This window comes from Pseudoalteromonas sp. NZS100 (assembly GCF_015864815.1).
In the GTDB taxonomy this organism is placed as follows: domain Bacteria; phylum Pseudomonadota; class Gammaproteobacteria; order Enterobacterales; family Alteromonadaceae; genus Pseudoalteromonas; species Pseudoalteromonas distincta.
Window position 1 is genome coordinate 164,818 of record NZ_JADYWM010000007.1, and the last position, 12,335, is coordinate 177,152.

Sequence of the window (12,335 nt, forward strand, 5' to 3'; positions counted from 1 at the left end):
ATTGCCCATGTAGTGTAATAAATGAGGGATGTAAAATGGACTTGGTGCGGTTAAGTTCTAAATAATAGTGTTGGTTTTGGTTGTTTCTCTAATTAGTGATTAATATTATAACGTGTTTTAACTATGGGTATATCATCCAAAAGCTCAGCATGTCGTACATGCTTTTTACATGAGAGCTATTTAAGGCATGCCTGGCAGTTAAGTTTTGCTAAATAACGCTGACGGCAGGGTGGGAAGATGAGTGGTGAATCAGCAGATTAACCCTGTGTCAGTTGTAAGTATATTCTGGCATCAGAATAATCAACAGCGTTATTCTACTAGGTTTAAAGTGCATATAAATGAGCAACACAAAATGCTATATCATATATTTAGACCTGCACATAGCCCCTGTTAGTTAATAATTAATTTAGCGCGTAAAGTTAAGATTACATTTAATGCAATTTAAGTATGATGTGTTCTTAGGTAAAATACATATAATATACCCTTGTGCCTTATTTATTCTCAATGTGTTAAAATTGAAACTAATTAACTCTAATTGTATGTTTTAAATCACTTTAGTTTATTTGAAATAAAACTAAAGTGATTGTTATATAACCACCTGAGTTAAGTAAAATTACTTTTATACTTAACTCATAACTAAATAATTGGAAAATAGTGAATTTAGTCCTTGAACATAGGGGTCTGCATACGTTAATTTCTTCTTATCAGGTAATGTAGGAATGAGGAAAAATTATGTCATCGTGGAACCCAAATAGCTGGAGAGAGCTGCCAATACTGCAGCAGCCACAGTACCCAGATCAAGAAATACTTAAATCAGTAGAAAGCCAATTAAAAACGGCTCCGCCTCTAGTTTTTGCAGAAGAAACAAGAAGCCTATTTAAACAACTTGAAGACGTGTGCGAAGGTCGTGCATTTTTACTTCAAGGTGGTGACTGTGCCGAGTCGTTTAGCGATTTTAATGCCGCTAATATTCGCGATACATTCAAAACAATTTTACAGATGGCTGTTGTATTAACTTATGGCGGTAAATGCCCTGTAGTTAAAATAGCGCGTATGGCTGGTCAATACGCTAAACCTCGTTCAGCAGACTTAGAAACAATTAATGGCGTGTCTTTACCATCTTACCGTGGCGACATCATTAATAATATTGAGTTTACAGAAGAAGCGCGCATTCCAGACCCACAACGTTTAATGACTGCATACCATCATAGTGCCGCTACGTTAAACTTATTACGTGCATTTGCACAAGGTGGCCTAGCCGATCTTCATCAGGTTAACCGCTGGAACATGGGCTTTGTTGCTGCAAATCCACTTAAAGAAAAATACCAACAACTTGCAGATAAAATTCAAGACGCACTAGAGTTTATGGAAGTGTGCGGAATTAACTCTACAATTGCGCCAAGCTTAAAAGAAACCGATTTATACACTTCTCACGAAGCTTTACTACTTGGTTACGAAGAGGCACTAACACGTCGCGACCATTTATCGGGTGATTGGTACGATTGTTCTGCTCACTTTGTTTGGATTGGTGAACGTACACGCCAACTAGACCACGCACATATTGAGTTTTTTAAAGGCATTAAAAACCCAATTGGTGTTAAGGTTGGCCCAGGTATGGACCCAGACGATTTAATTCGTTTAATTGACGCATTAAACCCAGATAACATTCCTGGTCGTTTAACGCTAATTACGCGTATGGGTGCAGACGTACTGCCAGAAAAACTCCCAGCACTAGTAAGAAGAGTTCAACAAGAAGGCCGTAAAGTAATTTGGAGCTCAGATCCAATGCACGGTAATACTGAAAAAGCGACATCGGGTTACAAAACGCGTAACTTCGATAATATCATGCGCGAGATCAGTCAATTCTTCGCTGTACACAAAGCTGAAGGTTCATACGCAGGTGGTGTTCACCTAGAAATGACAGGTCAGCACGTTACAGAGTGTACAGGCGGTGCTTACGGTTTATCTGACGATGACCTAGCGCAGCGTTACAAAACGCAGTGTGATCCACGCCTTAACGCCGACCAAGTATTAGAGTTAGGCTTTTTAGTCGCTGATTTACTAAAAGACGCACGTAAATAATATTTGTTGATACTAAAAAAACCGCTTAATTGCGGTTTTTTTATTTCAAATTTGATGAATAAGTTAGTACTTACGTCGCTCCAAGTCTGTTTCTATCAGTATTTTTGCAGAAATTTCTTCAACAGAATGATGCGTAGAATTAAAGTAAGCTATTTTGTGCCGCTTATACAACATTTCCACTTCGCGCACCTCAATACGGCACTGTTTAATTGAAGCATACTTAGAGTTAGCCATACGTCGATGCCTTATAGCCGCAAGCCTCTCAGGGTCAATCGTCAGTCCAAATAACTTATGTTTATAAGGGACTAAACACTTAGGCAAACCTTCATTATCTAAATCTTCTTCTGTAATAGGATAGTTAGCTGCTTTAATGCCGTACTGAAGTGCTAAGTATAAGCTTGTCGGTGTTTTACCACTTCTGCTAACGCCAATTAAAATGATGTCTGCTTCGGAAAAGTTTTTAATATTTCCGCCATCATCATTCATAAGAGCATAGTTAACCGCATCAATTCTAAAATCATAACTTTTTTCGTGGATAGAATGCGTACGATGCATTTTTGGAACAGGGGCTACATTGAGTTCTTTTTCTATTTTTTCGCTATACGTAGTTAAAAAATCATACGTGACTGCATCAGCCGATTTTATAATTTCACTTAAATTGTGATTCACAAAGGTAAAAAACACGAAAGGCTTTTCACCTGTTTTTGCAGCGGTTGCATTAATTAAAGCTTTAATTTCGTGCGCTTTTTCTTCAGTTTCTACAAATGGAATTGTTTTATGATTAAAATCGATAGGAAACAACGACAAAGTCGCATGCCCAAATACCTCTGAAGTAATTGCTGTTCCATCTGATATATAAAAAGCAGTTCTCATAATTAACCTTTTTATTGCGTTTAAATCCCTAAAATGGGTTTCCCACGGTTTACGTGAGGACTGTTGCCAGTGTAGAATGATGACGACCTTTATAAAAGGTTTTCTTTCTTAACTCTCACAGTTAGACCTACAATTTGTTTTTTTTGGAGAAAGATCCGTGCAAGAATACGTTCTCTGGTATCAAGAGCTTGGTATGCAAGATGTTCCTCGAGTTGGCGGTAAAAACGCGTCACTTGGCGAAATGATTTCAAACCTCGCAAACGCTGGTGTACAAGTACCGGGTGGTTTTGCAACTACCGCAGATGCTTTTAATGAGTTTCTAGATCAATCAGGACTCACCGCCAAAATTCATGACATCCTAGATACACTTGATGTTGATGATGTAAATACACTCGCTAAAGTCGGTGCCGATATCCGCCAATGGATAATCGACACACCATTCCAACCAAACCTAGATCAAGCCATTCGCGACGCATATAGCCAACTCCATGGAGATACTGCAGCAGATGTTTCATTTGCAGTACGTTCATCTGCTACCGCTGAAGATATGCCAGATGCATCATTCGCAGGCCAACAAGAAACTTTCCTTAACGTTGTCGGTATCGATTCAGTCATGGTCGCTATTAAACACGTATTTGCTTCATTATTTAACGACCGCGCAATCTCATATCGTGTTCACCAAGGTTACGATCACCGTGGTGTAGCGTTATCAGCAGGTATACAGCGCATGGTACGTTCAGATAAGTCAGCATCTGGCGTAATGTTTAGTATTGATACAGAGTCTGGTTTTGAAGACGTTGTATTTATTACATCAAGCTATGGCTTAGGTGAAATGGTTGTACAGGGCGCGGTTAACCCTGATGAATTTTATGTTCATAAACCAACACTCCTTAAAAACAAACCTTCAGTAGTACGTCGTAATATTGGCTCTAAAGCCATACAAATGATTTACTCAGAAGATAAAGCACATGGTAAGCAAGTAGACATCGTTGATGTTGACCCTGAGCTTTCTAATAAATTTTCGATTACAGATGAAGAAGTGCAAGATCTTGCCAAACAAGCTGTAATCATTGAAAAACATTACGGTCGTCCTATGGACATCGAATGGGCAAAAGACGGAAACGACGGCAAACTATATATAGTTCAAGCACGTCCAGAAACTGTCCGCTCAAACGAAGACTCAAACGTAATGGAACGTTTTCAATTAAATGGCACAAGTAATGTACTTGTTGAAGGCCGTGCAATTGGTCACAAAATTGGTAGCGGTGTTGTACGTGTTCTTGATTCAATCAAAGAAATGGATCAGGTACAAGTAGGCGATATTTTAGTTACCGATATGACCGACCCTGATTGGGAACCAATCATGAAACGTGCAGCAGCGATTGTTACAAATCGTGGTGGCCGTACGTGTCACGCTGCAATCATTGCACGCGAACTTGGTATTCCGGCAGTTGTTGGTTGTGGTAATGCAACTGATTTAATTAAAGCGGGCCAAGAAGTAACAGTATCGTGCGCCGAAGGCGATACCGGCTTTATTTACGAAGGTATTTTAGATTTTGAAATACTAACGTCACGCGTTGATAAAATGCCAGAACTACCAATGAAAGTAATGATGAACGTGGGTAACCCCGATCGCGCCTTTGACTTTGCACGCCTACCGCATGCAGGTGTTGGCCTTGCGCGAGTTGAATTTATTATCAACCGTATGATTGGCGTTCACCCTAAAGCGTTATTAAATTTTGATGCGCAAACAGATGCATTAAAAGCAGAAATTACTGACATGATTGCCGGTTACGAATCACCAGTAGAGTTTTACATAACAAAACTGGTTGAAGGTATTTCAATGCTTGGTTGTGCTTTTGCACCGGAGCGTGTAATTGTGCGTATGTCTGATTTTAAATCAAACGAATACGCAAACCTAGTTGGTGGCCAGCAATACGAGCCAGAAGAAGAAAACCCAATGATTGGTTTTCGTGGCGCCGCACGTTATATCTCTGAAGATTTCCGCGATTGTTTTGCATTAGAATGTGAAGCTATAAAACGCGTAAGAAACGACATGGATATGGCAAACATAGAAATCATGATCCCATTCGTACGTACCCTTGAAGAAGGTAAACGCGTAATTGAACTACTAGAAGAGCATGGCCTTAAACGTGGTGAAAATGGTCTTAAAGTAATCATGATGTGTGAGCTGCCTTCAAATGCATTACTTGCTGATGAATTTTTAGAAATGTTTGATGGTTTTTCTATCGGCTCTAACGATTTAACACAGTTAACGCTTGGTCTTGACCGTGATTCTGGTTTAATCGCACATTTATTTGATGAGCGTAACCCAGCAATTAAAAAACTACTTTCTATGGCAATTAAAACAGCTAAAGAAAAAGGCAAGTACGTAGGTATTTGTGGTCAAGGTCCTTCAGATCACGAAGACTTTGCAGCATGGTTAGTAGAGCAGGGCATTGACTCTGTTTCACTCAATCCAGACACAGTAATAGAAACATGGTTATACCTAGCTAAAAAATTAGCAAAGTAATAAATAGGTAAGCTATAAAAAATGCCAGCAATGTATTGCTGGCATTTTTTTTATAACCAATTAAAAGTTAAATTAACGGGCTAATTTTTTATCTAAATAAGCACATGATTTAGTTAATGCCTTTTGACAAAGTGATAAGTAATGTCGCGCTTTAGGGTAGTAAAACGAAAAACACAATAAACCCGCCATAAAAAATATAATCGATGGGCCAGGGACGATCGCAAAAAATAATCCTAGCAAAATAAATAGCACGCCACTGATCTGTAATAGTAATTTTTTCATATAACACACCTCATTACTCGTTAACTTGAGTATAATTTAAGCTGCATTAAAATCGACTAAAAGAGTGTTACAAACTGTAAAATCTTCAATTTCTATTCGCCATCACCATGATATAATTAGTCAAATGCCCTAAAATATCGCCGTCATGATAGCAACAATTACACAGCAAGATGCCGCGACAGAACTTGTCGCAAATTACCTAAATACCATTGCAAGCCAAGGTTTTAGTGGAGATACCGATGCCAGTTATGCAACGCGTATTACTGCTTCAACCGATAACAGTGTGTATCAGGAAATACCCCAAGGTGTTATTTTTCCAAAAAATGAAAAAGATATTCAACTCGCACTGCAAACTGCATCTCGCGACCCATTTTTATCATTAACTTTTGGCCCTCGTGGTGGCGGAACAGGTACTAACGGTCAATCGTTAACACCTGGTATTGTTGTAGATTTGTCTCGCTATATGCGCGAAATCCTCGAAATAAATGTAGAAGAAGGCTGGGTACGCGTTCAAACTGGCGTAATAAAAGATCAACTTAATGACTTTTTAAAACCTTATGGTTTTTTCTTCTCACCCGATTTATCTACTAGTAACAGGGCAACTATTGGTGGCATGATAAGTACTGACGCCTCTGGGCAAGGTTCGTTAGTTTACGGAAAAACAAGCGATCATGTTTTAGGGCTTACAACTTATTTAGTCGATGGTACGCCTATGTGCACCTCACCAATAGACATCGACAAAGCAAAAATTATAGCCGAGCAAGACTCTCTAATTGGTAGTTTATATAAAACAGTTTTAGATATTTCAGTTAATGAACGCGCAGCTATTTTAGCTAAGTTTCCACGGTTAAATAGGTTTTTAACCGGCTACGACCTAGAGCATGTGCTAAGTGATGACTTACTTACTTTTGATATGAGCCGCTTAATAACGGGTTCAGAAGGCTCATTAGGTATAGTAACTGAAGCTAAATTAAACCTAACGCCTATTGCCGAATTTAAAACCCTTATAAATATCAAATACGATAGTTTTGACTCAGCACTTCGTCATTCACCGTTTTTAGTTGATGCACGCGCAACATCGGTAGAAACCGTTGATAGCAAAGTTTTAAACTTAGCGCGTGAAGACATCATTTGGAATTTAGTATCGGACTTAATAACCGACGTACCAAATAAAGATATGCAAGGCCTTAACATGGTCGAGTTTAATGCAGTATCAAACGATGATATAAAAGACAAAGTAGACACGCTTTGTAAACTTCTAGACGAATGCGTAGCAAATCAAACTAATGGCGTTATTGGTTATCAGTTAACCAGTGATAAAAGCGATATACTAAAAATTTACGCAATGCGTAAAAAATCAGTGGGTTTATTAGGTAATGTAAAAGGCAGTCAAAAACCACTCGCCTTTGCAGAAGACACTGCAGTACCCCCTGAAAATTTAGCTGATTATATTGTCGAATTTAGAGCATTACTCGACAGTCATAATTTACAGTATGGTATGTTTGGCCATGTTGATGCAGGCGTTTTACACGTACGCCCAGCACTTGATATGTGCGACCCAGAACAAGAAAAACTACTTAGAACTATTTCAGATCAGGTAGTAAAACTAACCGCTAAGTACGGCGGTTTAATGTGGGGCGAACACGGTAAAGGTTACCGAAGTGAATACAGCCCTGAATTTTTTGGTGAGCATTTATATACGCAACTTCGTAAAATAAAAACAGCTTTCGATCCTAACAACCGCATCAACCCCGGTAAAATATGTACTCCTATCGATAGTGAAGACTCACTAGTTAGTGTTGATGGACAAAAGAGATCACACTTCGATAAGCAAATATCAATAGAAGTTAAAACCAGTTTTAACAATGCAATGACCTGTAATGGTAATGGCATATGCTTTAATTACGATGAAAATTCACCTATGTGTCCATCGTATAAAGTAACTGGCGATCGTCGTAATTCACCAAAAGGACGCGCAAGTTTAATGCGCGAATGGCTTCGATTACAAGAGTCAAAAAATGTAGATTTACTCGAAGTAGAAAAGCAGCTTAATAAAGGTGAAGTCATTACCTGGTGGGAACGTTTTGTTCATAGCCGCGAAAAACGAAAAGGTATTTACGACTTTTCTCACGAAGTAAAAGCGTCAATGGATGAATGTTTAGCATGTAAAGCATGTACAACTGCTTGCCCAATTAAAGTAGATGTTCCTACTTTTCGGTCGCGCTTTTTAAATTATTATCATAGTTATTATGCGCGTCCGCTAAAAGATTACCTTGTTGGTAACATAGAAAACAGCGCGCCATTAATGGCAAAGTTTGCAAAAGTTATAAACCCAATTGTTAAAACATCATTAGTAAGTAATGTTATTAAAAAAACAGTTGGCTATGTTGATACACCACAGTTAAGTATTCCTGCACTTTCAAAGCGTATTACTAAAACACAAAAATTTGATTTTGATTTATTAAATAAATTAAATGCAGAGCAACAAAGTGAATATGTATTAATAGTACAAGACCCATTTACGAGTTTTTACGAAGCGGAATTAGTAGAAAGTTTTATTACTTTAATAATCCAACTTGGCAAAAAACCAATGCTATTACCTTTTAAACCAAATGGTAAACCGCAACACGTAAAAGGTTTTTTGCATGAATTTAAAATTACAGCTAAAAATGCAGCTGAGTTTTTAAATAAATTAAATGATATTAATGCACCGTTAGTTGGTTTAGATGCTTCACTCGTTATGTGTTACCGCGATGAATATAATACAATTTTAGAAAATAACCGTGGTGTATTTAATGTGCAACTTGCGCATGAATGGTTAGAAACACAATCGTTTAAATCACTAAGCGCAAAGCAAAATACAGATACCGAATTTACATTATTGAGTCACTGTACTGAAACAACTGCACTGCCAAAAGCGGCAAATGTTTGGCAAACAATTTTCAGTGATATTGGTTTAACATTAAAAACAACAAATACAGGTTGCTGTGGAATGGCGGGAACTTATGGCCATGAAGCACAAAATCAAGATAACTCACGTGCACTTTACGAAATAAGTTGGAAACCAATTGTAGATAAAAGTAAACCAGAGCAACTTTTATCTACGGGCTTTTCTTGTCGTAGCCAAGTTAAACGTTTTGAAAAGTTTAAACCAAAACACCCAATTGAATTACTCGCACAGGTTCTTAAATAACTTTATAAAATAAGAGTGCTTAAATAAGATCACTTATATAAGAGTAATTAAATAGTTTTATCTAAATACCGATTTTGTAAATTATTTATTAAATACAAAAAGGCGCAACGATTAACTTCATCAGTGATGAAAGTAACCGTTACGCCTTTTTTTAATCAGTATTCTTAATTGCTTACTTTACCTAGTTATTTTTTGGCAAAACTATCTGCAATAGGTTTAGTACTAATGCCGTGTATAAATACACTAAACAAAATAGTCGTCATTGCTATTGTCGCAATTTGATATTTGTTTTCTATTTGCGTATCAATCACCATCAATGTAAAAACAATTGATGCTAATCCTCTTGGTCCAAACCACGCAAATGTAAAACGCTCTTTAATATTCAATGCCGTAAACTGCAGTGACAACATAACTGGAATTATTCTAATTAATGTTATACTCAATAAAGCGTAAATTATAATTTCAGTATTTAATTTAGGAATAACTAAGTAAGCACAAACAAACCCGAACAAGCACCAAATCATTAGCGATGTAAAATCTGCGATGTGCTCTGAGTCTTCAATTAATTCTGTTCTAACTTCTTCTGTAGAAAATTTATCAAATAATAAACCTGCAATAAACACCGCAATAAATCCACTGCCGTGAAAATACTGAGTGACAGAAAAAACAGCCATAGCAAAACCGAGTAATAAAAACGGACTGGTATTTTGTGCAAAGTAATGACGTTTCATTGCAAAGTTTAAACTCGGTATAAAAACAATAATACTTGTAATAGCTATTAATAAAGCCAAGCCAAGCTCTCGGCCAAACACACTTAATGTTTGTGTTGCGGTAATAGCTGAATCCGGATTTTTAGCTAGTAATATAAATATTAAAAATATGGGAACACATAATCCATCGTTCAAACCACTTTCAGTATTTATTCCTTCGCGTATTTTTTCAGGCACTTGTGTACTTGCTAGTAACCCTTTACTTAATGCCGCATCGGTAGGTGTTAAAATAATAGCGAGCAACGCAGCTTGAATAAGTGAAAGCTCAGCAAAGAAAAATAAAGCAACAGCAATACCGAGTAATAAAGTTAAGGGTAGGGCAACAAACAACAGTAAACTAGGATACTGAAAACTATGCCTTAATACACTTAGCTTTGATTTAGCTGCATCAGAAAATAAAAATATACTTAGCGTAAGCTCTATAAATGGTAATAAAAGATCAACGCCTTCTTTTATTTTATCCCCTTCGTTGGGTAGCATTAAAGCTAAACATATTCCGCCAACAACAAAAAACATTGGGCCTGTTACTTCTGTTTTTTCTAACTGGCGAAGTGTTAAAGAATAAATTAAAAATAGTCCGCCTATAAATGCTATTACTAAATACTCCATTAAATTTTCCTTTTAAGTCCTGATTTTGCTCGCTCTTTAATATTTGTTTGAATATAAATTTGATCGGTAGTCGCAATTTTAGAATGGCCTAAATCTTCTGATAAATGTTTAAGCGGTCTTGTTTGCGCATCATGTGTGGCACCAGTATGACGAAGCCAATGTGCAGTTGCAGCGCCAAGTTGTTCAGCGTCATCCTTAAAACCATCATCAAGTAATGATTGCTGAGCATAATCAAAACTTTGTTGAACTAATCGCCTTATTTGCCTTACTGTCATGCCACCTTGACCGCGAATTTTATGAACTAACGACTCAGATTCATCAACCCGAGGAAGGGCAGGTAGCCCTCGATATAATCTGTATCGTTTTAAATATTCAACAAAATCATCACTTAAGGTTACATCTCGTAATTTATTACCTTTACCCATTATACGTAAAAACCAAAATCCATCATTATCTTGCCAAAAATGAGACATTACCGGCGACCATTGTGGGCGCTCAGATAATTCTGAAATTCGTAAATAAAGACCTTTTAAGCAGGCAAGCGTAAATAAGTTTCGCTCTAAATCAGGGTTATGTTCGCATAAATCACGCGTTACACCAAAAACGTATTCCCATTGAATATCACTTAATGTATCAGGAATTTGAATTTGTGATTGAACAACTAAATACGGGCTATTTTTTTTAACAACAGGGACAAAGTTCGCGAATGTTTTTTCTTCGAGTAGGGCAAACTTATAAAATACATTTAAGGCAGTAAACATGGCCGATAAAGTTTGTTGGCTGGCAGTTGATTCTTTTAGCATAAAAGGGCGCCAATTTTGATTTAATCTACGAATTCCTTGCTCATCTTTATAACGCCATTGCACTGAAGTTGCAGCCCATTCTTTATCAGGTTCGACCATAAAATCAACGTAAGCTTCAATATCTTCACGTTTTAAATCGAATACTGATTTTTCTGCTATTAACCACGACCATAAATAAAAGCGTTCAAGTTCATTTCGAAAACGGCTATAAGTCGCTTCTGATTTTCTGCCATAAACATATAAAAACTGATATAAGAATGTCAGATCGGCTTTTGATTCAGTTACAGTCAAGCCAACTTCCTGTATAAAGGATGCAAGTTCTGGGTATTCTGAATTTAGAGTACCGTCATCTAGATGGGCAATTTGATATCTTAATTGTTTTAACGTATCAACCAAAGCAACAAGCATAATGTATAAATATTCAATTAAATAATAGGCTTACAGAATAACGCTAAAGTCCGATACTGTCTAGTATTGGACATAGTAAAGCTCTAATTATTTTAATACTGTGATTATTCTATGGTTGTTGGTTGCTATATCTTATTAAGGAAAAAATCATGAAAAAACTAATTATACTAAGCGTACTTGCTTTAACTGTTGTGTTAACTGGATGTGCTACTACAGGTAGTGCATCACCAAGCGAAAAACGTTCACTTGTACAAAGTATGAAAACAAATACATTAGATAAATTATACGCTGAAAAACCTGATGTTAAAAAACAAATTGCTAATTCGGCTGGTTACGCTGTTTTTGATAACGCGAACGTAAATGTTGTTTTAGCCAGTTTTGGTGGCGGTTACGGCGTAGTTAAAAATAACCTTACTGGTAAATCGACTTACATGAATATGGGTGAAGCCGGTTTAGGGCTTGGCTTAGGCGTTAAAGATTTTAACGTTGTAATGGTTTTTCATAACCAAGCTGCACTAAATAGATTTATTGAACATGGTTGGGCATTTGGCGGAAACGCTGATGCAGCAGCTAAATATGAAGATAAAGGCGGTGCATTGGTTGCCGAAGCGATTGCAGATCAAGTTACTGTATATTCTGTAACCGAAAATGGCCTTGCACTACAAGCTGTATTAAAAGGTACCAAGTTTTGGGTTGATTCAGAGCTTAATTAACCCCCAAATTACTCTCCTAAAAGCGAGCTGGTTTGTATAATCACGCTCGCTTTATTAAACCTCACCCAA

General features: G+C 37.1%; 8 protein-coding genes. 4 read left to right on the top strand and 4 right to left on the bottom strand.

All coding sequences use genetic code 11. The features are described 5' to 3' along the window. The first annotated feature begins 732 nt into the window (after positions 1–732). The gene (locus tag I6E69_RS09610; protein WP_182681927.1) at positions 733–2,082 is read left to right on the top strand and encodes a class II 3-deoxy-7-phosphoheptulonate synthase; all 1,350 of its coding nucleotides are present in this window, start codon (positions 733–735) and stop codon (positions 2,080–2,082) included. Positions 2,083–2,145: 63 nt separating this feature from the next. Here I6E69_RS09610 and I6E69_RS09615 read toward each other — a convergent pair whose 3' ends face one another. After that, complete coding sequence (locus I6E69_RS09615; protein WP_007583184.1) at positions 2,146–2,955, bottom strand: pyruvate, water dikinase regulatory protein; 810 nt, start codon at positions 2,953–2,955, stop codon at positions 2,146–2,148. Positions 2,956–3,112: 157 nt separating this feature from the next. On the opposite strand from I6E69_RS09615, the gene ppsA reads away from it, so the two are divergent. Continuing rightward, on the top strand, positions 3,113–5,488 hold the full coding sequence (gene ppsA, locus I6E69_RS09620; RefSeq protein ID WP_197121145.1) for a phosphoenolpyruvate synthase: 2,376 nt from the start codon (positions 3,113–3,115) through the stop codon (positions 5,486–5,488). A gap of 72 nt (positions 5,489–5,560) precedes the next feature. Here the strand turns inward: ppsA and I6E69_RS09625 are convergent, their stop codons facing one another. Further along, complete coding sequence (locus I6E69_RS09625) at positions 5,561–5,770, bottom strand: PGPGW domain-containing protein (protein ID WP_165723774.1); 210 nt, start codon at positions 5,768–5,770, stop codon at positions 5,561–5,563. A gap of 145 nt (positions 5,771–5,915) precedes the next feature. On the opposite strand from I6E69_RS09625, the gene I6E69_RS09630 reads away from it, so the two are divergent. Next, the gene (locus tag I6E69_RS09630; protein WP_197121146.1) at positions 5,916–8,963 is read left to right on the top strand and encodes an FAD-binding and (Fe-S)-binding domain-containing protein; all 3,048 of its coding nucleotides are present in this window, start codon (positions 5,916–5,918) and stop codon (positions 8,961–8,963) included. Positions 8,964–9,148: 185 nt separating this feature from the next. Here the strand turns inward: I6E69_RS09630 and I6E69_RS09635 are convergent, their stop codons facing one another. After that, on the bottom strand, positions 9,149–10,342 hold the full coding sequence (locus I6E69_RS09635) for a sodium:proton antiporter (protein WP_197121147.1): 1,194 nt from the start codon (positions 10,340–10,342) through the stop codon (positions 9,149–9,151). Further along, on the bottom strand, positions 10,342–11,553 hold the full coding sequence (locus tag I6E69_RS09640) for a tyrosine-type recombinase/integrase (protein WP_197121148.1): 1,212 nt from the start codon (positions 11,551–11,553) through the stop codon (positions 10,342–10,344). The genes I6E69_RS09635 and I6E69_RS09640 overlap by 1 nt, the downstream gene beginning before the upstream one ends. A gap of 149 nt (positions 11,554–11,702) precedes the next feature. Between I6E69_RS09640 and I6E69_RS09645 the strand changes: the two genes are divergently transcribed. Beyond that, complete coding sequence (locus tag I6E69_RS09645; RefSeq protein WP_197121149.1) at positions 11,703–12,266, top strand: YSC84-related protein; 564 nt, start codon at positions 11,703–11,705, stop codon at positions 12,264–12,266. Positions 12,267–12,335 lie beyond the last annotated feature (69 nt).